At 44.4% G+C, this 22,288-nt stretch carries 25 protein-coding genes and 1 tRNA gene; 4 read left to right on the top strand and 22 right to left on the bottom strand.

What is annotated here, in order from left to right:
* Nucleotides 1-24: 24 nt before the first annotated feature.
* From L876_RS0112060 to L876_RS0112000, 13 genes are read right to left on the bottom strand one after another with little or no spacing between them, the layout of a single operon-like run.
* Nucleotides 25-546, bottom strand: coding sequence for a DUF3833 domain-containing protein (locus tag L876_RS0112060; protein ID WP_037428593.1), 522 nt, complete (start codon nucleotides 544-546; stop codon nucleotides 25-27).
* Nucleotides 543-1,037, bottom strand: a complete 495-nt coding sequence (locus tag L876_RS0112055; protein ID WP_028764040.1) for a chalcone isomerase family protein — start codon at nucleotides 1,035-1,037, stop codon at nucleotides 543-545. Before L876_RS0112055 ends, L876_RS0112060 begins: the two co-directional genes overlap by 4 nt.
* A gap of 8 nt (nucleotides 1,038-1,045) precedes the next feature.
* The gene (locus L876_RS21670) at nucleotides 1,046-1,549 is read right to left on the bottom strand and encodes a DUF2878 domain-containing protein (protein WP_051413102.1); all 504 of its coding nucleotides are present in this window, start codon (nucleotides 1,547-1,549) and stop codon (nucleotides 1,046-1,048) included.
* Entirely contained in the window at nucleotides 1,527-2,804 is a 1,278-nt protein-coding gene (locus L876_RS0112045) for an SAM-dependent methyltransferase (protein WP_028764039.1), read from the bottom strand. The genes L876_RS21670 and L876_RS0112045 overlap by 23 nt, the downstream gene beginning before the upstream one ends.
* Before the next feature lie 31 nt (nucleotides 2,805-2,835).
* On the bottom strand, nucleotides 2,836-3,585 hold the full coding sequence (locus L876_RS0112040; RefSeq protein ID WP_211237663.1) for a DUF1365 domain-containing protein: 750 nt from the start codon (nucleotides 3,583-3,585) through the stop codon (nucleotides 2,836-2,838).
* Nucleotides 3,582-4,835: an NAD(P)/FAD-dependent oxidoreductase gene (locus L876_RS0112035; protein WP_028764037.1), complete on the bottom strand. Its 1,254-nt coding sequence runs from the start codon at nucleotides 4,833-4,835 to the stop codon at nucleotides 3,582-3,584. Before L876_RS0112035 ends, L876_RS0112040 begins: the two co-directional genes overlap by 4 nt.
* A 2-nt stretch (nucleotides 4,836-4,837) precedes the next feature.
* Complete coding sequence (locus tag L876_RS0112030) at nucleotides 4,838-5,554, bottom strand: SDR family NAD(P)-dependent oxidoreductase (protein WP_028764036.1); 717 nt, start codon at nucleotides 5,552-5,554, stop codon at nucleotides 4,838-4,840.
* Complete coding sequence (locus L876_RS0112025; protein ID WP_028764035.1) at nucleotides 5,554-5,985, bottom strand: nuclear transport factor 2 family protein; 432 nt, start codon at nucleotides 5,983-5,985, stop codon at nucleotides 5,554-5,556. The genes L876_RS0112030 and L876_RS0112025 overlap by 1 nt, the downstream gene beginning before the upstream one ends.
* A 12-nt stretch (nucleotides 5,986-5,997) precedes the next feature.
* A complete protein-coding gene (phrB, locus tag L876_RS0112020) occupies nucleotides 5,998-7,392 on the bottom strand; it encodes a deoxyribodipyrimidine photo-lyase (RefSeq protein WP_028764034.1) in 1,395 nt (464 codons plus the stop codon).
* Nucleotides 7,389-8,333: a YbgA family protein gene (locus tag L876_RS0112015; protein WP_028764033.1), complete on the bottom strand. Its 945-nt coding sequence runs from the start codon at nucleotides 8,331-8,333 to the stop codon at nucleotides 7,389-7,391. The genes phrB and L876_RS0112015 overlap by 4 nt, the downstream gene beginning before the upstream one ends.
* Before the next feature lie 33 nt (nucleotides 8,334-8,366).
* On the bottom strand, nucleotides 8,367-9,125 hold the full coding sequence (locus L876_RS0112010) for a ChrR family anti-sigma-E factor (protein ID WP_028764032.1): 759 nt from the start codon (nucleotides 9,123-9,125) through the stop codon (nucleotides 8,367-8,369).
* Nucleotides 9,118-9,756 carry a sigma-70 family RNA polymerase sigma factor gene (locus L876_RS0112005; RefSeq protein WP_028764031.1) on the bottom strand — a complete coding sequence of 213 codons (639 nt, stop codon included), beginning with the start codon at nucleotides 9,754-9,756 and terminating at the stop codon, nucleotides 9,118-9,120. Before L876_RS0112005 ends, L876_RS0112010 begins: the two co-directional genes overlap by 8 nt.
* Nucleotides 9,757-9,813: 57 nt before the next feature.
* The gene (locus L876_RS0112000) at nucleotides 9,814-10,440 is read right to left on the bottom strand and encodes an LON peptidase substrate-binding domain-containing protein (RefSeq protein WP_028764030.1); all 627 of its coding nucleotides are present in this window, start codon (nucleotides 10,438-10,440) and stop codon (nucleotides 9,814-9,816) included.
* 177 nt (nucleotides 10,441-10,617) lie between these two features.
* Here L876_RS0112000 and L876_RS0111995 point away from each other — a divergent pair, with 177 nt between their 5' ends.
* Nucleotides 10,618-11,319, top strand: a complete 702-nt coding sequence (locus L876_RS0111995; RefSeq protein ID WP_248674583.1) for a DUF3313 family protein — start codon at nucleotides 10,618-10,620, stop codon at nucleotides 11,317-11,319.
* 74 nt (nucleotides 11,320-11,393) lie between these two features.
* Here the strand turns inward: L876_RS0111995 and L876_RS0111990 are convergent, their stop codons facing one another.
* The 3 genes from L876_RS0111990 to yejK form a co-directional block, all read right to left on the bottom strand.
* Nucleotides 11,394-12,224: a peptidoglycan DD-metalloendopeptidase family protein gene (locus L876_RS0111990; RefSeq protein ID WP_028764028.1), complete on the bottom strand. Its 831-nt coding sequence runs from the start codon at nucleotides 12,222-12,224 to the stop codon at nucleotides 11,394-11,396.
* 14 nt (nucleotides 12,225-12,238) lie between these two features.
* Nucleotides 12,239-13,129, bottom strand: a complete 891-nt coding sequence (locus tag L876_RS0111985) for a 6-carboxytetrahydropterin synthase (protein WP_028764027.1) — start codon at nucleotides 13,127-13,129, stop codon at nucleotides 12,239-12,241.
* Nucleotides 13,130-13,366: 237 nt separating this feature from the next.
* Nucleotides 13,367-14,398, bottom strand: a complete 1,032-nt coding sequence (gene yejK / locus L876_RS0111980; protein WP_028764026.1) for a nucleoid-associated protein YejK — start codon at nucleotides 14,396-14,398, stop codon at nucleotides 13,367-13,369.
* A 75-nt stretch (nucleotides 14,399-14,473) separates the two neighbouring features.
* Here yejK and L876_RS0111975 point away from each other — a divergent pair, with 75 nt between their 5' ends.
* The 3 genes from L876_RS0111975 (at nucleotide 14,474) to L876_RS0111965 (ending at nucleotide 16,800) form a co-directional block, all read left to right on the top strand.
* A complete protein-coding gene (locus tag L876_RS0111975) occupies nucleotides 14,474-14,689 on the top strand; it encodes a YejL family protein (protein WP_028764025.1) in 216 nt (71 codons plus the stop codon).
* Between the two features lie 113 nt (nucleotides 14,690-14,802).
* Nucleotides 14,803-16,587: a DUF3413 domain-containing protein gene (locus L876_RS0111970; RefSeq protein ID WP_028764024.1), complete on the top strand. Its 1,785-nt coding sequence runs from the start codon at nucleotides 14,803-14,805 to the stop codon at nucleotides 16,585-16,587.
* A 136-nt stretch (nucleotides 16,588-16,723) separates the two neighbouring features.
* Nucleotides 16,724-16,800: transfer RNA gene (locus L876_RS0111965), tRNA-Pro, on the top strand.
* Nucleotides 16,801-17,154: 354 nt separating this feature from the next.
* On the opposite strand, the gene L876_RS0111960 is transcribed toward L876_RS0111965, so the two are convergent.
* The 6 genes from L876_RS0111960 to csm6 form a co-directional block, all read right to left on the bottom strand.
* Complete coding sequence (locus tag L876_RS0111960) at nucleotides 17,155-17,961, bottom strand: FtsZ/tubulin family protein (RefSeq protein ID WP_028764023.1); 807 nt, start codon at nucleotides 17,959-17,961, stop codon at nucleotides 17,155-17,157.
* A gap of 66 nt (nucleotides 17,962-18,027) precedes the next feature.
* On the bottom strand, nucleotides 18,028-18,780 hold the full coding sequence (locus L876_RS0111955) for a hypothetical protein (RefSeq protein WP_028764022.1): 753 nt from the start codon (nucleotides 18,778-18,780) through the stop codon (nucleotides 18,028-18,030).
* A gap of 86 nt (nucleotides 18,781-18,866) precedes the next feature.
* Nucleotides 18,867-19,349 carry a hypothetical protein gene (locus L876_RS0111950; RefSeq protein ID WP_028764021.1) on the bottom strand — a complete coding sequence of 161 codons (483 nt, stop codon included), beginning with the start codon at nucleotides 19,347-19,349 and terminating at the stop codon, nucleotides 18,867-18,869.
* A 23-nt stretch (nucleotides 19,350-19,372) separates the two neighbouring features.
* On the bottom strand, nucleotides 19,373-20,149 hold the full coding sequence (locus tag L876_RS21665; RefSeq protein ID WP_051413100.1) for a hypothetical protein: 777 nt from the start codon (nucleotides 20,147-20,149) through the stop codon (nucleotides 19,373-19,375).
* 89 nt (nucleotides 20,150-20,238) lie between these two features.
* A complete protein-coding gene (locus tag L876_RS0111940) occupies nucleotides 20,239-20,484 on the bottom strand; it encodes a hypothetical protein (protein WP_028764020.1) in 246 nt (81 codons plus the stop codon).
* 128 nt (nucleotides 20,485-20,612) lie between these two features.
* A complete protein-coding gene (gene csm6, locus L876_RS0111935) occupies nucleotides 20,613-21,734 on the bottom strand; it encodes a CRISPR-associated ring nuclease Csm6 (RefSeq protein ID WP_037428603.1) in 1,122 nt (373 codons plus the stop codon).
* Nucleotides 21,735-22,288 lie beyond the last annotated feature (554 nt).

Raw genomic sequence — 22,288 nt, 5'->3', positions numbered from 1 at the left:
TTGATGCCTTGATGGTGTTGGGTATCAAATTTTTTCTATATAAAGAATGACTTCGCCCACTTTAATACCAAACTTTGTCATGTCAGTCTTGTTAAAGAGGCGCTTGTCATCGATGAGAAACATCCAATCATCTAACGTTACCTGGTAGGTTTCACCATCCACTTCGATAGAGAGATCGTATTTCCAATACAGCGCAGAACCGCGAGTTTCACCGTATGCAGTGCCGATGACATCGCCAGCTTCACCACTGTAGCGATTGTCACCAAGACGCTCTAAACGCCATACGCGAGTCGACCTTTCACCATCATCAAATTCGAACCACTCTTTAATCTCCCCCTTGTTACCTTGCCAGCTCGCTATTAAGTCGACGTCAAATCGACGCAACATGTTGCCGCTGCGATCTAGCACTATCCCGTAGGCTTTCAGCTTACCATCAAAAAATTGCTCAAGCTTCAACTCAGGGGTGGTATTGGTGTGCTCCTCTAGGCTGGCACTGCCGCATGCAGATAACAGGATGACTAACGCAATAGAGAGTATTTTTTTCATTGGCTTAATCCTAGTAACTGTCTACGCAACTCAGGTTCTGACGTCTTTTCCGATAACCAGATTGAGAGAAATGCTTCACCAAAATCAGGCTGCTCAATCACCCCCAGCAAATTGTCACCAAAATAAAAATGACTCAAGCCGTTATCAGCCACCACCAAGGTCAATACGTCACCTGGAGCAACATCAGGCCAGATCTGAGTCAGCGGTGCCATCCACCGTTGAATATCGGTAGCTTGATACCCTAAATGTTGCCACTGCTCCGCCGTAGCCTCAATTAAGGCATGCTTATCAATATCTTTGAAATACTCAATGCGCAACGCCCTATCACCCGCGTTCAAAGAAGCTGTGTCACTGTTACTGACAAACAGCTCGGCGCGATACAAGGTCCAAAACAGGTAGGTCATCTCACCTTCACCAGACTTGGTCAGGTGAGTAAGGGTTGATGCGGACACACTGGTACTGAACAGAAAAATCAATAGCCATTTAGCCATGGTTCACCTCACACTCTGCGAACGTTTGACTGTGCTAACAATTGAGCACAGCGGGTTAATAGTGGGAATAAGCCGCCCCACGCGATCATTAGCAAGGCTATCGTTGTCATAGCAGGTAATGCTTGTTGTAACACGCCTAAGCGAATGCCAGCCCAATAACTGCCCGCGCCACCTACTGCACCAAAAGCGATGATAAGCAGTAAAGGTTGGCTGGCAAACCACTTCAAACTATGATTTAAGCTGATCACAAACATGCACCACAGTAATAGCAGCCACAGCGGAAATATCTCACTGCCAGCATAAAATAACCCGAGTTCCATCAACACTTTGTCTACAGCGACCCCAATGGGCATCAAGAGTAAGAGTTTTGCATCCAGTTTAGGTGTCGGCGTCAGGTAAAAGTGAATACAGAGTATCAATACCATGATGGGCACCGCCATCGAAGTGGCGAACGCCGCAGCAAACCAAGCCGCCTGAAATAGGGCTAAATTAATAATCCAGAATCGTTTCATCACTTTGCCCTACAAAACGTGGCTTTCTGGCCACGAGATGATGAGTACTGATCACGCGCTCACGAAATGCGCCTTCACAGTAGCAAAAATAGAACAGCCACAAACGTTTAAACTCTTCGCTATACCCCAATGACGCTAACTCATCCCAGCGAGCTTCAAAGGCCACGCGCCAATCATTTAATGTACGTGCATAGTGCAAACCAATGTCTTGCACCTCATGGATCACCATATCTGTTCGTTCAGCGATGATGTTGCTCATTACTGCAACAGAAGGCAGTGCGCCACCGGGGAAGATATACTTCTGAATAAAGTCGACGCCCTTGCGATATTTCTCATAACGACTATCAGCAATGGTTATCGCTTGAATTAACATCTTGCCTTGGGGTTTAAGCAGGTTAGCGCAGGTGTCAAAAAAGGTCGGTAAGTACTCATGGCCGACCGCTTCAATCATCTCAATAGAGACCAGCTTGTCATACTCACCACTTAGTTTGCGGTAATCTTGCTTAAGTAATGTAATTTTGTTCGATAAACCAAGGGCTTCAATGCGTTTCTGGGCAAATGCATATTGTGCATCTGAGATGGTAGTTGTCGTCACGTGACAACCATAGTGCTGTGCCATATAGATGGCTAACCCACCCCAGCCCGTGCCTATCTCAATCACACTGTCACTGGATTTGAGTTCTAATCGCTGGCAGATTTGCTGCATCTTGAGCTGCTGCGCGTCGGTTAAACTGGTCGCATCATCACTGTAGATAGCACAAGAATAGAGCATGCTGTCATCTAAGAATCGCTCGTAAAGGTTATTGCCAATATCATAATGGGCCAAAATATTGCGCTTCGAGCCTTGTTCACTATTGGCATTTTTACGGCGTAGAAACAGATTCAAAATCCGCGTCAGCCACTCCATCTTGCTTTCTAAGGCATCGAGCTGAGCTTGATTTCTCGCAAAGACTTGAACAAGACGAGTCAAATCTGGGCTGGTCCACTTAGCATCAAGAAAAGCTTCGGCGGCACCAATGCTGCCACCTTTAGCCACATCTTGATAAAAACTGGCATCATGAACCACTATCTGCCCCTGCAGCGGAGCATTTCTGTCACCGAGGACGGTATGATTATCAGCTTCGATAATTTCGACCCCAGCCTCTTTAAGATGATTGAGCAGGCCAAAAATTACGTTACGGTACTTATTAACCTCGACGCGGCAGTCCGTTGAATTTTTTGCCAGCGTTTGATGCTGTTTGGCTAGTTGCTCCATGAAAACCTCGCTCTAACGTATCGTAAACTAATTATATTTTTTTCGTTTCAGGATGGGCAATAAAGGGCACCCGCTTAACAAACAGTTTCAGTGCTTGCCAATAAATGCCTGCTACCATCTTCAGCGTCATTGACGGTATCGACCGCCATGTCGATGCTAACTCTGCAGCGGTAAATGCCTTTTTAGACATCGCTAACGTGGCCTCAAATACCTTCTGCTGCTGGTGATTTTCAATATGCACCATCGCTTTACTCCCGGGGGGGCTGACACGCCAATGGTAGGTCATGTCCATCTCCATAAAGGGCGACACATGGAAAGCTTTTTTTACCTTCATCTCGCCGCTAAGCTCAAGCAAGTAATAGTGCCTTTGCTTCCAAGGTGTGTTGCTCACTTCTGCCAGCATGTATTGGCATTGGTTGGCGGTGTCGTAGCAAAAATAGAAATTTATCGGACTAAAATAGAGCCCCATACAACGACACTGCGCCAACATGACGACCCGGTTATTGTCATGCCAATCGCCTCCAAGCGATCTGACTTTATTACCAATACGTTGCTTAAGACTTCCAGGTTCATTTTTTAAATAATCTTTTTCAAAAAATCGTATCGGGTTATACCAGTTCAAACCGAATACTTTGCTGCGCTTTATCAGCGATGGAAGCTCATCAATATCGATACCTAACATATACATCCGGTAGCTAAATTGATGAAATACGCCTTTATAGCGACGATGACGTACATCGCCTAAATAGATCCCGCTGTGCTCACCCAATGGCGTATTCATAAAGACAAACCAAAGCGTTTGGTCACATCCAGTGCACTGCGTACACCATCCTCATGAAAGCCGTTATACCAATAAGCTCCAACAAAATGACAACCACGTTTGCCGCAAATTAGTGAGCGCTGTTGCTGCGCTGCGACACTGGCATCGTTAAGTACCGGATGGTGATAGACAAAACTTCTGATCACTTTTTCAGGCGCGATTTGCTCACTTTGGTTAAGGGTGACGCAGAAAGTGCTGTCACTTTCAATCCCTTGCAAGATATTCATGTTATAGGTGACGCATGCTGGTCGAGACAAGTTGTCGTCCAACATGTAGTTCCAACTTGCCCAAGCGAGCTCTCGATCTGGTAGGAGTGAGGTATCGGTATGCAGCACCACTTCATTTCGACTGTATGGAATACCGCCAAGTACCTGCTGCTCAACGTCATTGGCATCGCCAAGCAAAGCGAGTGCTTGATCAGAATGACAAGCAAAGATCACCTCATCAAATCTCATTGACTCCCCACAGGCCATTTCAATGTGTACCCCCTCTTCACTGCGAGTCACTTGCGCAATATCGCTATCAGTCTTAACTGGTTGACTAAGCTGCGCCAGGATAGCTTTTACATATTCACGAGACCCACCTGGTACCACATGCCATTGCGGACGGTCACTGATATTGAGCAGCCCATGGTTGTAGAAAAACTGGATAAAGAATTTCAGTTCAAACTTAGCCATCTCAGCCAAACTCGTCGACCAGATCGCCGCGCCCATAGGTAAAATATAGTGTTGGCAAAAGAAATCAGAAAATTGGTGTTGTTGCAGCAGATCCCCAAGTGTCATGCCGCTATCAATACGCTGTTCATGATAGAGACGCTTACACAGGCGATTGAATTTTAAAATTTCAGCGATCAAACGCCAAAATTGTGGTCTAAAGATGTTTCGTCGCTGAGCAAATAACGCATTAATACCATGTCCATTGTATTCGAATCGCGTTTGCCGATTGTGCACACTAAAGCTCATCTCCGTCGGCTGGCAGTCAATACCTAGCAGGGACAGCAGACGATTAAAATTTGGATAGGTTCTGTCATTAAAAACGATAAAACCTGTGTCTATCGCGTAGTCTTTGCCTTGATGATGCACATCAACGGTTGCGGTATGCCCACCCACATAGTGGTTCTTTTCAAATACTGTCACGGCATACTGCTTATCAAGTAGATAAGCGCAGGTCAGCCCAGAAATCCCAGATCCAATCACAGCAATTTTTTTCATCTCTAGACAATCCTTTTGGCGATTTTGCGCCACCACGAAAATGGCAAGCAACGTAAGCATTTCATAAAAAATATAAACACCGAGGGGAAACTGATCTCATCTAGACCTTTATCTAGGCCTTGAATTATTTTTGCCGCCGCTTGCTCACTACTCACGATCATCGGCATAGCAAAGGTGTTGCGCTCGGTAAGTGGTGTATCGACAAATCCGGGATGCACAGTGGTCACGGCCAGTTGATGTTTTTCAAGATCGATGGCAAGCGTACGCCCCAAATAACTCAAGGCTGCTTTTGAAGCGCCGTAGGCTTCCGCTCTAGGAAGTGGTAAAAAGCGTGCGCTAGAACTGACCAACACTAACCTCCCCCCCGGTTTTAAGTGCTTCAACCAAGCTTGCAAGCCATAAGCCACAGAGATTAAGTTAATATTGATCACTCGTTCAAAACGTTTCGCATCGAAATTAAGTGCATCATCAATATATTCGCAGTCGCCGGCGTTAAAAATGAGCAGATCTAAACCTGTTTGCTCCGACGTCAAATTTGGATAATTATCGAAGTCTGTTAAGTCAAAGCATAAGCTATCGATATAGGACGAATTTTGATTTAATTCATCAAGTTTATCTGCACTGCGACCACAAGCGATCACTTGATGCCCTGCACCAGCGTATGCCACTGTCAAGGCTTTACCAATTCCCGAAGTAGCACCTGTTATCATAATACGCATTAGTTGGCCGCCCGACGTTTGATCATTTTAATCACGCCACCAATAAGTGGAATGTGTTCATAAAGCATGGCACCAATATCAATATAATCACGGTGATAAATTACTTTATTGTCTCTGGCCTTCAGTCTTGAATGCCCCTCGACTGTGATTGCCTCACCGCCATTTAACTGCTTATGGCGGTAGGTCATGGTCCAATAGATAGCCGCCTGACTGTCAGCAACAATCACTTCTTCAATCTTAAAATCACAGCTGCTGACCTGGGTATAGAGTTGGCGAAAATAAGCCAATAAATGCTCAAATCCCTCGACTCTGTGGATAGGGTCTAAGAATTCAACTTGTGGATGATATATGTGTTCCAGCGAACTGAGGTTCTCTGTACCGAGCTCACTGTATACGGATATAAAGTTTTGTAACCACAATGGGTATGCCATATTTGCCACATCCTAATATGCTTTATAAAAGGCCAACGCCCTTAAACGCGCTTGCTTATGTTCGACAATCGGCAAACAGTAGCCTACGTCGATCCCTTGCTGCGCAATATACTCATGGGGAAAATGAATATGTTTATCGGGTATATTGGCCAGCTCTGGTACATATTTACGGATGAATTTACCATTAGGATCAAACTTTTGACTTTGGGTTATCGGATTAAAGATCCTAAAATACGGCTGGGCATCGCACCCAGTACTAGCGGCCCACTGCCAACCACCATTATTAGCACTAAAATCGCCATCGATGAGGTGCGACATAAAAAACTGCTCACCCAGGCGCCAATCGACCAACAGGTGCTTAGTTAAGAAACTTGCGACCACCATACGCAGCCGATTGTGCATCCAGCCTGTTTGCAATAACTGCCTCATCGCTGCATCGACCAACGGATAGCCTGTTTTTGCTTGGCACCAAGCACTGAAATCTTGCTCGCTACCGCTCCATTTTGCTCCCTGATATTTGGGTTGAAAACTGTCGCCTTTAACTAAATTTGGGTAATGAAACAGCAGGTGTTTATAAAAGTCTCGCCATATCAATTCGTTTAACCAACTAAACGCAAGGTGCTGCTGATCTTCTAGTATTTCAGGAACTTGCTGAATCAGCTGCAGTGCCAACCAACGAGGGCTAATGGCGCCGATGGCTAAATAGGGAGACAGGCCAGATGTGCCTTTTATGCTGGGAATATCACGCTGCGCGCCATACCGCTCCAGCTTAGTCTGTATAAACCTAGGAAACACCTGCGTCATGACAACATCGGCCAAAGGCCAAGCCGCTGAATCAACCTGAGGGTAGTCAAATGTCACACACTGACTTGCGGTTGCTATTTTTTGGATAGGTTCAACATCTGGCAAAGCCTGATAAGCCACACCAGTCTGTCGCAAGCGTTGCAGCCAGGCATTTTTGAATGGGGTGAAAACCTTAAACATCTCCCCTTGCTTATTCAGCACATTACCGGGTGGAATGATAGTGTCACAATGGAATAGGTTGAGTGATAGGCCTGATTGGCCTAGCCTCTCATCGCGGTGTATTTCATCTAATTCTGGCTCACTATTAGCGTAGATTTTGCTGTAACCGCGTTGCTGGCAAAACTTTGTTAGTACTGTATTTTGGTCATCGAATGTCTTGGCATTAAAATGAACAAGCTCAATGCCCATTACTGCTAACTGCTGAGCAAGTAGCTGCAGATGCCTAGCGATAAAATCGGCTTTTATTGGCGCTAGGTTATGCTGTTGCCATTGCTGAGGCGTTGAGATAAAAACGGCGGTATTAACACCTTGAGCAATGGCGGTGCTCAAGGCTGGATTGTCATGCGTCCTTAAATCTCGACGAACCCAGTAAACACCACTCAATAGCCGTACCTCAGTCTAAGCTCCTTCGGATGAGGGTTAAGGTAAACCTGATCTTGCAGGTACGCATTAGGGAACTCTATCAAATAGTGTTTAATCAAGGTGAGTGGCACCAAAAGTGGCGACAGGCCTTGGCGATAAGCTGCAATTTCGTCAGTAAGCTCTTTACGCTTGACCTCGTCAAGCTGTCGCTTAAAGTAGCCTTGTAGGTGCTGCAGCGTGTTGGTGTGACTACGACGAGAAGCTTTATGTTTAAGCGCATCCATCAACCCCGCAATATAACTGTCCGCCAGTTCATCTAAATCAACATCGGCTTGAGCCAGTAAGCGCCCCAGCGCCCGATAACTCTCCACATGATGACTCATCACCAAATATTTATGCGCGCTATGGAAGGCGATCAACTTATGTTTGGTCAAACCTTCGGCTTTCAGATCCAGCCATTTCTGATAGGTAAAAATCCGCGTAATAAAGTTTTCTTTAATAATTGGATCATTCAAACGGCCATTTTCTTCACAAGGCAATAGCGGGTTAGCTTTCATCACCTGCTCTGCAAACACACCGACACCTGTAGATTCAGAGCCTTTACCATGGTGATGATAGACCTTTACCCGCTCCATACCACAGCTCGGACTTTTCGCACAAAACACAAAGCCGGCTAATTGATCATATTGACTCGCAGCTTGCTGGCCAAAGGCTTTCAGCTGCTCGGTAACATCACCACTGCCATCAGGACGAGACACGGTAATGATATTGTCTTTGATGATCTGGCGTATTGTGGGGCGTGGAACAGGCAAGCCAATCGCCATCTCTGGGCAAACGGGCTTAAACTGTGCAAAGTCACCAAGCTGCTCAACACAAAAATTCGATTTTTTATGTCCTCGATCGTAACGGACTGGCTCGCCCATCACACACGCGCTAATGCCTATCTTTAGTTTCTTTTCCATCCTCTTATCCCCCACACATACCACTAAATGTCACTAGTAAATAAAGCGACCAATTGGATTAAGTATTTGGCTCACACCTTGAGTGAAGTGAATGGCATCACTCGATACCGTTAAACAGACACATCCATCCTGAGTCACGGGCTGATGGGTATGATCGCCATCTAACCAGATAAAATCTCCAGCCACATAATGCCCCATCTCATCATCAAAACTACCTTCTAGTAACAGGGTTATTTCGAAGCCTTTATGGGTGTGAGTCGGTACGCTTCCGCCTTTGTCGATATGCAACAAGCTCATGCGACGCTCATCGTCATCAAGCGCCAAACGTGCTCTAGATAATTTGCCCATGCCTTGCCACTCTTTCAGTGCAATAGATTTAAGCGACCTTGGTAGAGAGATACGTTTACCCGCCACCTCAATCTCGGTCACCGTTTGCGGTAAAACAATTTGCGCATCTTGCGGCGTTTCCGTGATGGCATCAATCATTGCCAGCGCTGAACTGTCAGCGAGCCCAGCGCCTTGAGCTGAAAAGGCCTCTTCGGCATCAAAATTACCGACCATATCTTCAGTAGGGTCGAATGACCACATCGGGTCAACTTTACCAGGTGAGCTTTCCATTGCACTCACCGCTTCAAACGCTTCATCGGCTGCCTGTTCTGTCAGTGTTTGCACCGCGCCACGGCACACTGCACACATTTCAACATGGCTTGCAACTAGCACAGCCACAGATGCTTCAAGATCACCTGAAACAAAATCCTTTAATAATGCCTGAGTTGGATGATGTTTAATCATGATACTCGTCTCCCATCTGCTGCTTTAATTTAGCTAGTGCTAATCTTAATCTCGACTTTACTGTGCCTATTGGGACACCCAACTGCTGCGCCAACTGCTCTTGCGACAGCTCTTGGTAGTAAACGCCCTTGACCACGGCTTGCTGGGCAAGGGGCAAAGACTCAACATAATCCAACATCTGCTTTTCCATCAGATGATCACCAAAACTCTCGGTAACGCTACTTCCCTCATCTTGTGCCATATCGACTGGCCAGATATCGTCACCAAGGTTTTGCTCATTTTTCGCTTTAATTCGGCGCAACATATCGAACGAGGCATTACGCATAATGGTGTAAACCCACGTCGTGGCCGCCCCTTTGCTACTGTCATAGAGGTGCGCTTTGCGCCAAACGTTGGTCATTGTGTCTTGGACCAGCTCGTTGCCTTGGGCTTCATTACCCAGCTGCTTAATACCAAACCGAAGAATTTTGGGAGCGAAGAACTGAAACAAACGGGTAAACGCTTGCTTGTCTCGTTGTGATGCAACACTCACTAGCCAATCAGATAGCTCTTCTGGTACCTGCTGCTCGGCGATATTGGCGATAGTCTTGCTCTCCCTGCTCGGGTCGCTTCTGCTCACTGTCTGCTGCATATCGTCTCAACCATTGTCATTAATTAACGGTCAATACGCTCAGTAAGGCAAAAGGGATCAATTTAATTTTTCATTACCGAAAATAAACGTGTGGAGAAATTGCTTGAGCTGAATGTAACTACTGGGCTCAATAAATTTTTCCTTATCATTCAAGGATAAGGGCAATAGTTCCAAAAAGCGAGCGCACACCCACTCCCCTGAGTCAAAATAGACTTGTTGGTACAGTTGGGCTAGCTTGTCGTTATCGTCGAAGATGGATTTAAGCAGCGTTGCCAAATCGGTCGCAGCAACTCCCGCTTCCAAGCAGGTCCAATGGGGCAGATAGTCGGCCTTGGCCATCAATAAGCCATCATGTCGGCTATATAGCCCTTCTAACCGTACCAGATGCTGTCCTCTCACATCTATGACCAACACACCATCATCATCCATGTCAAAATCAATGATCTGCACTCGAGTCCCCCAGCCTGCGACGTTATGCATCGCATTTTTATCATAACGCGCCATCACAAAGCCATCGCCATTAGTCGCTTGGGAGACCATAGCGAGATAGCGAGGTTCAAATATCCTCAATCGTTGAATCCCACCAGGCAAGATAAACAGTGGTAGCGGAAAGACAGCTAAACTAAGTGGGTACTCAGTTTTCTCCGATTGAGATGAATTAATTGAAGCCTTTGTATTGATCACATTTATACCCAGTAAAACAACATGGTGATCATACGCACTCATGGCCACTTACGATCACCCAGCATTGGGACAAACACTGCCAAGCAAATAATAGACAGGTGTTATAAGCTGATCCACTATCCCGCGTTTAGCGTATAAATATTTTGTTTTATTCAATAAATTTTTAAGGACGAAAAGATGAATCGTTACAGAATCGTGCCACTCATTGGCAGCATTATGCTCTCAAGCATTGTGGGCTGTAGTACTCAGCCTCCCAGCATACCGACTGGTGACAATGCTCAAGTCACCAATGAAGGCTTAGTGAAGGTAGAAAATAGCAGGTTAGCACTTTCATACGTGCGGCCCAATATTGATTGGACGCATTACAGCAAACTCTATTTTAGCCCAGTACAAGTCACCAACGATCATAGTCCAGACTACAAACCACCTAAGATAGACCCCCGCACAGATGGCCCTAATGCGACCTACCAACTGCCAGAGGAGAGCCTGACTAAAATGGCAACGGCATTCCATGAGATGAGTCAAAGGGTATTTAATGCTGAACAGCCATTTACCCTAGTTAACAAAGCTGGTGCCAATACCTTGATCATCCAAGCAGCCGTCACAGATATTCGTCTTAGTGCACCAATAGAGAAGAGTCGTAAAAGTTACCGCTCATTGGGAAGCACCTACACGCAAACGTCAGGGTCAATGTTGCTGCTTGCCGTGATTAAAGATGGAGAAACCGGTGAAGTATTAGCCAAAGTGGCTGATCGTGGTCAAGCCTTTGAGCAGTGGCGACAGAACACTCAAGTGTTTAATTGGGGAGATGTGCGTACCGTTTACCGCCGTTGGCTAAACGACTTTAAAAACGCATTGATTGATGCCGGCGCTAAGTGACCAAACCAAAATAAATGAAACTGTTGATTGAGATAGAAAAAGGCGCCCTAGACGCCTTTTTAACTATTTGTTTGCTACTGTTTCGCCAGTACGCTCTGCATCGAGGGGACCACTGTCACAGGGTCTAGACGCATCTGAAACCAATTAAGCCGCCAATCTAAATGCGGCCCAGTTGCTCTGCCCGTCGCCCCAACTTCGGCAATCGGCTGGCCTTGTTTGATCTCATCACCTTGCTTAACATAAAGCTTACTCAAATGCAGAAAGCTTGAGCTCACACCATAACCATGATCGAGCACAATCGTGCCGCCAGAATAGAACATGTCAGGCACAGACAGGCTAATCACACCGTCTGCAGGCGCCACAACGACAGTGCCTGTTTTCGCCGCAACATCAACACCATAATGCGGATTACCCGGCTTACCATTATACACTCGCTGACTACCGTAAACCCCTGAAATTCTGCCAGTTAACGGCCAAATAAATTCATGACTAAAGGCCTCTTGTTCACTAAAGGTACTGCGTGCAGCCTTAACTTGTTTGCTATCTTTTGCCGCCCGAGCTTGTGCTTGGGGATCAGGTTTCATGATCTTTTTAGTAATACCATTAACCCTATCAATCTTATATTTTTTTTCCGTAATCGTCAGTGGTTTTACTTGGGTCAGCCCATCAGGGTAAACCAGCTTTAGCTGTTGAGATAGCGACGCTTCACGTTCAAAACCAAAGGCAAACTTACCGTCTGGGGTCACTTGAATAGGCTGGCCATTAAGGTACACGGCACTGCCGGGTAGTGTCTCACCCCGTATCAAAGCACCTTGTTCCATTTTGCCATACAATGAGACCTCTGCAGTGGCTAAGCCACTGACAGTAAGTAAGGACAAAATAACGGGTATCAAAATGGCTTTCACAACAACTCCTTTCATTATTCACTATCGGTTTGTTTGCCTTTAACCGAAATCGCACCTTTACCGACACCTTCAAAGGCGATCACTTTAAACTCACTATCAGGCACTTCAGTCACTAATGTATTGGCAATAAATTCGGCCAGGAGTTCAACGGTCGTATCGTGGGGAATAATTTCACACCGTTTCTTAGGCATCGCCAACTGGAAATCCCCTTGAGGCGATACGTAATGAAAACCATAGTGGGTGTCGTCACTCACAAGGGTTTGCACTGACAAGTCTAACTCATCAACTTCAACCAAATCCTCAACAGAGCCTAGATAGATATCCTTCCAACGACGTGCCCAGTACTCATCCCATTGCGGCGCCGACACACCATTTTCAAACACATTAATCGGACTTCTATGGCCATGTGCAATACGTTGGCAATTTCCGTCATGCTTTCTAAGACCGTGAGAATAATGATAAAAAGGAGTTTCGTGCAGTTCATTACGTAAAGTAAGTGCTATCCCATTAACATTATCTGGCAATACCTCTTTTAACGCCTTTTGCAAGAACGCATTGACGCTATCGAAATCAATGATCTCTGTAGGAATAAGGGCGAAGGCTTGCGCGGGACAAGCAAGGTGGATATTTCCTGACAGGCTTTTAAAATCCATCCAAACACGATCGCCTTGCTGCTGCCATCTGACTTCAGAGCAGGCTGTGGGGATCAATAGACGGTGGTCAGCGACGTCGTCAATGGTGTTTTTTATCGTGCGTTTGACTTTAGCAAAATCCAACACCATATTTTGATCGCCTAAGCCGCCATCGAGCAGCACGTCGACAATCCAGCTTTCTCCTACCATACCGCGGATTGGGCATAGATATGAAAAATCGATAACGGTTAAATCTCTAACGAAAAGTTGCATTTAATCTCCTAGGCAGAAAAACAGTCCACCCTTCTATAATCCCACTGGCAATCGGCCAACGGATTCAAAATCAAGCTTGGATGATCGCATCCATGGAAGGTCATTTTAGCAAGCTACAGCAATATTGATAGCCATCAATCGGCTATTTTGTCTATCTTTGTGTCGGTCAGCCATCGCCTACAGCCAAAAAATGAAAAGCGCCTAATTACGGCGCTTTTCATTAATACTCGCTTGAAACTATTGCCCGCCTTTTAAGCGCCTATCTAACTGATCTTTAAGATTGGCCGGCACACCTTTGATTAATATGGAATCTGAGATAGGGTCATAGATCACCCGCTCACCTAAATGCTGACCATCAAAGCTCAAGGTAACACCACCACCGGTTCCTGAAAACTTCTTTAACTGGCGTAAAGTGGGCTTATCACCAGGAAACTCATCTTCCAGTTCATAATCGCCGCCCTGCGCAAAATCATAGAATGAATCCATCCCCGAGTCGGCCAGTTCATCGGCTAGATCTTTAAGTTGAATATCGGCACCGACATCACAACGTTCGCTACAGTATTCAAACACTTTCTCTCGGCATTGCTGACGCTCATCCTTAGTCAATTCACTGCCTGAAACAAAGTCTTCAACAGCGTTCATCAACGACTTGTTTTGCGCTTTGGTATTGACCCCTTCGACACAGCCCATAAAGTCTAAGAAGAAATCGGCAACCTTACGCCCCGCTCGTCCACGAACAAACGAGATATATTTGACGGAATCGGGATCGGCCTGCCATTCGGTCAGATCAATACGCGCCGCCAGTTGAACATTGTTCAAATCTAGATGGGTGTTTTGCGATAGCTCCATGTCATCGAGCACTGTCATCGACGATTTAGCATTCAGCAACGACACAAAGAGGTAGTCACTGGTCATATGGGTATAGCAGGACAGCAACAAGAATCCGCCCTGACTGAAATCATATTTTGCCAGTTCTTCTTGCAACAGTTTGCCCGCAAGTCCGGAAAACTCCACAAAACCCAATTCGCCATTGCGATATTCAGTTAGCGCATCTTTAAACTTAGGGTTGGCTTCACCATCTTCGCCATGAGTACCGAAATGACCAAAGCCTTTACCCGCTTTTGTCGTGTAAGTTTGATGCAACTCATCCAGCATGGTTTCTACCGCTTGGCTGTTTAAAAGCGGTTGTGGGCGCAATCTGCAACTTAGTTGGCCATCGCCATCTTGGGAAATAGCATGAATAATTGCTTGTTCGACGTTAATACTCATAAGCCTCGATAGTGATAATGGTAGAAATCCGTTATTATATGCTGCTATTTCAATTAAAAGTGAAAAATTTTTTATATGGCTATCCAATCTAAATACTCAAACACTCAAGTAGAATCTATCATCGCTGAAATGCTAGCGGTATTAGCTAAACACCAAGCACCAACCGATCTAAGCTTGATGGTTTTGGGTAACTGTGTGACAGACCTACTCACTCGTAAAGTACCACAAGAAGCGCGTGAGCAAGTCGCAGAGCAATTTGCCAAAGCCCTGACTCAGTCGGTAAAAAGCTAGCAATGATTGATGTCAGATGTGACCAATAAATTTGTTTTTATTGGTAAAAAACTGGCAATATTACTAGATAAAAAATTAAGATAGTGTCGATTTTCAATAATTAGCGGATCCCTATGATCGAGCGTAAAAAAGAGATGGGACGTGATCGCGTATCACGCTTAGTTAGCTGGGGGCATTGGTTTGCCTTTTTTAACGGCTTTTTAGCTATGATTGTCGGTGTCCGTTATATTGAAACCGTCGGTGCACCAGAGAGCTGGTTAGGCTGGTTTTATTTAGTCATTAGCACGATAGGTCACTTTAGTTTCTTAGCATTCATTGTATACCTTGTATTGCTGTTTCCCATTACTCTTATCTTGCCTTACTCCAAGATATTACGCGGGCTTGCTGCAGTCGCTGCAACGTTAAGCTTGTGCGTCTTACTGTATGACACTTTGATTTATGACGATTATGGCTTGCACCTCAGCCCATTTGTCTTTGATATTGCGTGGGCCGACCTCAACGCATTACTACAAGGTACATCATACATTGTTACTCCAATCGGTATTCTAATTTTAGAGCTTACCGCCGCCAATTATCTGTGGAAACGAATCGAGAAAATCCGCAAGGTAAACTGTGGCAACAAAGTCGTGGCAGTTGTAGGGATCTGTTTTATCAGTAGCCATTTAATTCACATCTGGGCTGATGCTGCTGATATTACCGAAATCACCCGACTCGATGACGCCTATCCTCTCTCCTATCCGGCAACAGCAAGATCCTTTATGGAAAGCCATGGCATAGAAAAGAGCACGGTTGCCCATGCGCCCGAGAGTCTGCAACCTGCGCTGAATTACCCTATCGCACCACTACAGTGCAAACCTGATGATCAAATTAATATCCTCATCGTCGCAATTGACGGCTTTAGAGCTGATCTACTCGATCCTGTCACCATGCCGTTTTTAAGTCAGTTTGCACAGCAAAATCACCAGTTCAAACATCACTTAAGTGGCGGCAACATGCATAACAGCGGTATGTTTTCGCTACTCTATGGCTTACAAGGTAGCTACATTGCCGCCAATGACCTAAATTACCGTCCACCAGCGCTGCATCAAGAGCTGGCTCGCCAAGGCTATGCCATGGGTCGCTTTGCTCCAGACAAAGACAACATCGTCCCACATGCCCTTTATCAAGGGCTAGATAATCAGGTTCAATCGATCGACGATGGCGTCGCTATGGCTGATATCAAAGCTATTGAGGCGTTTAGGCAATGGCATAAAGCGCAAAACCAACCATGGTATTCATTGGTTAATCTGCAAAGTCCTGATAGCTATGATACTCCGGTGGGTTTTCTTGGAATCGAAACCGTCAAGCCTCAATTGCCGCTAAAAGCCGCGCAAAAAGTCTTGTTTAATCAGTATCGTCAATCATTATATTTTGTTGATACCCAGCTTCAACAGCTGCTCACTGAGCTGCCTAGCAATACCTTTGTGCTGGTCACTGGGGTAAGCGGAAAAGTGTTTACCAGTAATGGAGATGAGTCACGCTCTAACTTATCCCCCAGCAACGTCCAAGTGCCATTAATTATTCACTGGCCCAATCAGCAGCATTCTAAGTCGGTAGATTATGCAACCAGTCATTCAGGCGTAGTCCCGACCATAATGACCCAGCTGATAAACTGTAATAACCCAGCAAAAGACTACAGTTCAGGCCGTAGCTTACTGCAACCAAATTCGGCAGCATGGAGCTACGTCGGTGATAATCTTATTTTTGGCATCTACCAACAAGATGAGATAACTGTGATCGATCGCCATGGTAAATACCGAATTTACAACAAAGCCTACAGTCAAAGAATTCGTAAAAAAATCAGTGCGCCAGAACTTATCGAAGTGATGCGAGAAGGAAGACGTTTTTATAATCATTAAGCACGCATTGTGATGTGCGATTAGAAACTAATCAATCGATAATAGGTTGAACGCTAAAGACTTGCGCAAGCCGCAACTAGTTGATAAAGTTCGGCCTGTCCTAACAGACCCCAACTTGATGCTGTTAGTGATAAATCGGTATGTAGCGCAGCCCGGTAGCGCACTGTCATGGGGTGTCAGGGGTCGGAGGTTCGAATCCTCTCATACCGACCAATTCAACAAAAAAGCCTAACTGAAAAGTTAGGCTTTTTTGTTGCCAGTGAATCGCTACTGGTCTGATAAAACCGTCAACCTATTTCAGGACGGGACAATATATGACAGAAGCTCATCATAGATATTCAGTCAAAAACTTTAGTAAAAGTTATTAGCTCTTTAACACTTGAGTCATAAGGGTCATAAACCCACTCATGATCAAAAAGTGTTTTGAGTCTATGCTTGTAGTGGTCAATAAATATTGACCACTACAGTAGGTATATAAATTTCATTTACAAGCCTGTAATTCAACAGCGGCCGCAATCAGAAAGGTGGAGAGAAGAGTTTGTGGCACAAAACGTCCTGTCCATCGCACTAAGCAGAGATGCATGCACTAATCACTACTTTTTCAGAAAACTGAGGGTTAACTATCGGGGCACATACAAAGTAAGAGTCATTTGAAAAAGTCGACCCTATCTCACTACTGATATAGTGAAAGTCTTGCAGAGAGTAATCCAAATCACAAAAAACACTCACTACCACGCTCTTATGCTCCTTAGATTCCACTTGAAGTAATTTAGATAAATGAGCATGAGCGACTTGAGTAGCATTATGGCCATAAGCAGAGGCCCAATAAAATTGATACAGCCCTTTTCTATTAAAAGCACACTTCACATCAGCGAAGTCGACTCCAACAAACGACGCTTTAGTAAATAGCTCTATCAAAGCCTTCATGGACCATTGTAAGTTGTCAGCTTGAGAGGAAAGCTCGTTACCTTCATTTGATAGCTCGATGGAAAGTTCAGCTTCAATAATAAAAATGTTAGCCGTTGTGGCTAATTGCGATACCCGGGTACAGTTACTATTTAGGTGTTGTGTATTGCAATTCAGGGCAAAAACCATCACCAACACACCAAGCTCACCAGCGATTTGGTTTAGCATAAAGCAGCTGTTTAACTCAGACTCATCCGAAAAGTCAGAAATAATTAGCAGCAAGTCCGTGTCTTTAAGATTTTCAGTTAAACCAGATACAGATGAAGTCTCGCCTTCCATACTCCACCAATCAACACCAAACACTCTATTTGTTATACCAAGACAAACTTCTTTTGAGTATTGCCCGGTACAAACAGCCTTGATGATGCCATCTTCTGTACAGATAACTTCATTACTAATGTTAATCAAATCTGCTTACCTCAAGTTAAAAAGTTTACTCCAACAACACGTTAAATACTGAATCGCAAACTTTAACTAGTCTTCATCTTCGAGAAAATCAATTTCAAAGCGATCCATTAAGCGACGGATTTGATACGCATTGACCTTCCCAAGTAAAATTCTGGTTTTAATACCCAACTTACTATTCATTTTCACCATATTGTTAAGTTTCGACCAGGCCTGCGGTAACCCTTCAGAAGACTCGATGATCTTAATGAGAGCAGGTTCGATTTCTGGCGAAACTTCTTCGAAATAAGATGACAAATAATCGTTTGTTGAACGGTAGGTGAGCCAGTGAGAATCATTTCCAAAACTTGGCTGTTCAACAAGTCCGTCTTTACGTAGGGAGCCACGATCTAAAATTCCGGCGAGTTGCCCGGTCATTCGATAATGGTAATGCTGTGCAGCAGGATAACTATCAACCACTTTTTCCAACCCGAAGACAATGGGTTGATTAAATAACTTGTTAATCTCAAACCACTTTTCTGCACAGGACACTCTGGGCTGCTGCGATTTTATACTATGTAGTTGAGCTAGCGTATCAGCCTGGTCATAGCAATAAGTCTCTGAGTCATAGATAACTTTAGCGCCATTAATGGTTTTCATCGGACTAACCTGGAATTGCCCGAAAGAGCTAAGAGCTAATTGAACCGGAGTTTGCTGGGTTATACTATGATCTATTTCCTCAATACATCGCTTAAGAAACTCATCAACATCCAAACTGCAACATACTTCAAACTCGTGACCTGATAGGTATTTTATTACTTCGGATAACTCTTCTTCGAACATGGGCTTCCCTTCTCCAGAAATAGTGATGTAAAACAACAAAAATGTGACTATTTTAAAACGAACCTTATGAGCAATAACTTCTACTCTTAATAAGTCTCATAGTAACCTTGAGCCATAAGCAACTGCTTGAATCCTCTATCTATCGATTGCAGCGAAGTATTTAGACCAGCCTTATCGCTCTCACTATCAACACCACTTTGATAGTCAACAGTAAATACAGCTTCAAATTCGCCACAGTGAATCGCATCGATGAAACCACCAGAATCAAGCAGCTGAGTCTGCTCAACTGAACCTTTCTCTAGAGGTTTAGCTATCTCTTCAAGTCCATCGAAAAACAGATCTTCAAACTCTTCAAAAGCTTGAAGCAACTTAACCGCAGGGAATCGACTAAAAACATATACTTCGCGTTTTTCAAAGTATTCGAACAATGAATCCAAGCCTGAACTAACAGCCTTTATCCCTTCAATATATAAACTCCGGTGATCCGTATGCGCACCGACAAAATTGTTTACCTCCTCTTCTAGGGAGTCACCTTTCAGTTTAAGGTGTTTCACTTTTTGTTTAATCACAGTAATCCCCCTCTCACGGATAACTACTTACGGCTCATATATCGAGCTTTTCTTGAGCTAATGTCCAAGCGGCCAAACTTCTCGAAGCTGGTACCAAAATTATCAAGAAAATCACAACAGAGCTCTGTTGCAATTGGCACAGGTATTAACTCTTGTGGGTCATCATACTCAAGCTCATCTAACTTAAGCTTGTACATCTCCATCTCGTCTTTATCACTATCTGATAGTTCTGATTCAGCTTTATGTTCAAAGACTTGCGCCTTTAACCACAGCTTAACGTTGCCCAAAGAAAACTCATATAGATTAGGCTCTACTTTAAAGTCTTTACTCGTGTCAGCTCTGTCCATCGAAAAGATGGTCATCACCAACGCTAAGGAATACTGTTTACCATTAACCTCAAAACTCTCACCGAATTCACTCTTATGATCGCCATCACTGAAGTCGAATAATCGTTCTTTACGTAACTCGCTAGCAGTAGCGACCTCTGACTTAATGTAAGGGTGGGAATGAAACGAGCCTAAATATTGGTATCCCTCACCAAAAACGTCGGCTATTTCATCTTTAATTTGACGGGACATAGTTAAAGCTTCCACACAGCCCCTTTGTCGGCGGGCTGAAGACTCAACCGAGAAGTGTTCCAAACTACAGTTAAAGCCTCTACGTCCTTTCAAAGTCCCCCATAGTGTTCCGTAAGTTTCTATTGCGACGATATGCTTGCCATCATGCTTAACGGCATAGGCCTCATAGGTCGCCATGATCATTTCAAACAGAACACTCTTACTAACTTCAATTTTCGACATTATTCCCTCTCCCAGGATTATCAATTTTGGGTGTTACAACCTGTCAGTTTAATAGTTTAACTAGTAACGTAAGAACAGATTACTAGTTATCATAAGCTTACGATCTCGCTAAACCACACCTGTGTGCTCCAGTCGGCTGTATTTTGACTGGTTCTAATTGTCACTTGCTTGCCGATTAACGACTGCGCCTTTTGGTGTACGGCCAACGCACTCTCTTTGTACTTAGCAACGCTCATTTTTCTCGCCTCCCCGTCGGAGTTAGTCACCGTGACGAGCTTGTCGGTCTTATCAACCGCAGAGAGTGTGCCAAAATCATTCCAAACAAAATTGTCCATATCTATTCCAAGCTGCGGAGCTTAATGCTAAAAAAAAGCGAACCTAATGGTTTACACAAGCTCTTATTCATTGATGAAACCATCATAGCCAAACCGGAGCTAGAGTGGTGTTCATAAGCTTACAATCGTTACGGAAGAATCACATCGACAGTAAGCTCATTGCATACTGAGTAAGTAGCTCCGCCCTTTACTCCATCTGAGTGCACTTTTATTTTATCTACCACGTCACTTGGTAAGTGGTGCATCAGCTTCTTATGGAGCTGACTAAGTACCTCTTGAATGAACTTTGCCGTCATAGGCTGTAAGTTATCAAACTGACCGCGAACCCAATCGCCCTCGTCTTCTAAACCAAAGGTGTTGTAAACACGTATATCGCCATTCATTTGATTGAAGTGATTTAGGTACTGTTTAGTAAATTCGGTATTTTTGATGAACCCAGAACCAACTTTAATTTGCCGCTGAGGTTGTGAGAGCATAAACAGGTAGAGGGCTAACAGCTTGGCTGAGAGCTTTATATCAACCCCTAAAACACTCAGCTTTTTTGTTTTCAAATTGATAGAGACTGCCAATGGCTGGCTAGCAGCATTCATTAGCGCAACAGTTTTAGAGAAAGAACTGTCTTCAAGTTGATTTAACAGGTCCGATTCAAACTGCTTGCGCATGCGTACAAACGGGATCTCAGCAAGGGTAACTTGGGCATCTTTGGTATTGACTCGGCTGCCAGCCGTTTTTCCCTCAATCCAGTTATCTTGAAGCGTTGGATAATAAAAATTTTTAACAAACTCATATTCATCGTCGACGAACACATGACTCAAGGCATCTTGTTCACGACCATAGAGCGACATGGCATACCCCATATAGAAGGCCATGGTTTTACGGCCTCCTGCAATAGATGCATGAATAGCACAGTTAGTGTCAGCTGTTAGCATGGCTATCTTACGGGTGATAAAATCTGCCATTGTAGACTGATCTTCTTCCCTCTTGGCATCCTCTAGCTCATTGCCTTGCTCGTCACTAATGACCCAGATATTTGATTCAGAAAATGTGATGGGCGGTAGTGAGTAGTCTTCAATTAACCGCAGCCAATGCCCTTGCTCAAACAATCCCTCTACCAACATCTGTTTGGAACTTTTAGTGGTGATCACAAAGACTTCATCAGGCGTCGGTTTACCTTGTATGTGCAATGCATACAAGGTTTCAGTTAGTACTTGAGGGCTTGCCCCCGTTACAGCAACTAAGATTTGTTTCATATTATATTTCGCCAAAAATAACGCCATCACAGTCATAAAACGCCCCCGGCTCAGGGTTAGTTTTGACCTTAGCAAAGTCAGGGAATCATCATGCAAATAAGAAAAATATAATCTTCAGATTCCATTCTGCATTTAATCCATATATCTAAAAACCTGAACTTTTACTGAACGAGTTGCAGTTTTTAAATGACTATATGTGACTTAGTCTGTGTTGTCACCGATATACATCAAACAATCATGTTTTCATGCAATTAAATTAGGGGCTTACCAAACCTCTATAAGTGATACCCTTCTGGGTGGCGTTTATAATTTTACATATTGAACATCTGACAATAGTCCCAAAGCGTTCTCATTGTCCTCACATTCTGCTTATCTATTAAATTAGTACGGCCGGGAAAAGACAACTAGTGTGTCTTTTTTGTTACTGCCTGTCACTCTAGCCTTGCACCACTCATCCGCACTGGACGCTGCTCGTTAGCCTAATATATAGCAAATTGCCATAGAGATTATCCCTAACTCATTAATCACTAATGTGAGTTGGTAGAAACTAAACA

Origin of the sequence: Shewanella colwelliana ATCC 39565 (assembly GCF_000518705.1) — a bacterium.
Lineage (GTDB): Bacteria > Pseudomonadota > Gammaproteobacteria > Enterobacterales > Shewanellaceae > Shewanella > Shewanella colwelliana.
Note: the sequence above shows the minus strand (reverse complement) of the source record. Positions and strands in the feature narration are given on the sequence as shown.

Bases quoted from the DNA above. Each gene is read 5' to 3' on its own strand.
- L876_RS0112060 (WP_037428593.1), bottom strand. From the start codon at position 546: ATGAAAAAAATACTCTCTATTGCGTTAGTCATCCTGTTATCTGCATGC.
- L876_RS0112055 (WP_028764040.1), bottom strand. From the start codon at position 1,037: ATGGCTAAATGGCTATTGATTTTTCTGTTCAGTACCAGTGTGTCCGCA.
- L876_RS21670 (WP_051413102.1), bottom strand. From the start codon at position 1,549: ATGAAACGATTCTGGATTATTAATTTAGCCCTATTTCAGGCGGCTTGG.
- L876_RS0112045 (WP_028764039.1), bottom strand. From the start codon at position 2,804: ATGGAGCAACTAGCCAAACAGCATCAAACGCTGGCAAAAAATTCAACG.
- L876_RS0112040 (WP_211237663.1), bottom strand. From the start codon at position 3,585: ATGAATACGCCATTGGGTGAGCACAGCGGGATCTATTTAGGCGATGTA.
- L876_RS0112035 (WP_028764037.1), bottom strand. From the start codon at position 4,835: ATGAAAAAAATTGCTGTGATTGGATCTGGGATTTCTGGGCTGACCTGC.
- L876_RS0112030 (WP_028764036.1), bottom strand. From the start codon at position 5,554: ATGCGTATTATGATAACAGGTGCTACTTCGGGAATTGGTAAAGCCTTG.
- L876_RS0112025 (WP_028764035.1), bottom strand. From the start codon at position 5,985: ATGGCATACCCATTGTGGTTACAAAACTTTATATCCGTATACAGTGAG.
- L876_RS0112015 (WP_028764033.1), bottom strand. From the start codon at position 8,333: ATGGAAAAGAAACTAAAGATAGGCATTAGCGCGTGTGTGATGGGCGAG.
- L876_RS0112010 (WP_028764032.1), bottom strand. From the start codon at position 9,125: ATGATTAAACATCATCCAACTCAGGCATTATTAAAGGATTTTGTTTCA.
- L876_RS0112005 (WP_028764031.1), bottom strand. From the start codon at position 9,756: ATGCAGCAGACAGTGAGCAGAAGCGACCCGAGCAGGGAGAGCAAGACT.
- L876_RS0111995 (WP_248674583.1), top strand. From the start codon at position 10,618: ATGAATCGTTACAGAATCGTGCCACTCATTGGCAGCATTATGCTCTCA.
- L876_RS0111985 (WP_028764027.1), bottom strand. From the start codon at position 13,129: ATGCAACTTTTCGTTAGAGATTTAACCGTTATCGATTTTTCATATCTA.
- yejK (WP_028764026.1), bottom strand. From the start codon at position 14,398: ATGAGTATTAACGTCGAACAAGCAATTATTCATGCTATTTCCCAAGAT.
- L876_RS0111975 (WP_028764025.1), top strand. From the start codon at position 14,474: ATGGCTATCCAATCTAAATACTCAAACACTCAAGTAGAATCTATCATC.
- L876_RS0111970 (WP_028764024.1), top strand. From the start codon at position 14,803: ATGATCGAGCGTAAAAAAGAGATGGGACGTGATCGCGTATCACGCTTA.
- L876_RS0111955 (WP_028764022.1), bottom strand. From the start codon at position 18,780: ATGTTCGAAGAAGAGTTATCCGAAGTAATAAAATACCTATCAGGTCAC.
- L876_RS21665 (WP_051413100.1), bottom strand. From the start codon at position 20,149: ATGTCGAAAATTGAAGTTAGTAAGAGTGTTCTGTTTGAAATGATCATG.
- L876_RS0111940 (WP_028764020.1), bottom strand. From the start codon at position 20,484: ATGGACAATTTTGTTTGGAATGATTTTGGCACACTCTCTGCGGTTGAT.
- csm6 (WP_037428603.1), bottom strand. From the start codon at position 21,734: ATGAAACAAATCTTAGTTGCTGTAACGGGGGCAAGCCCTCAAGTACTA.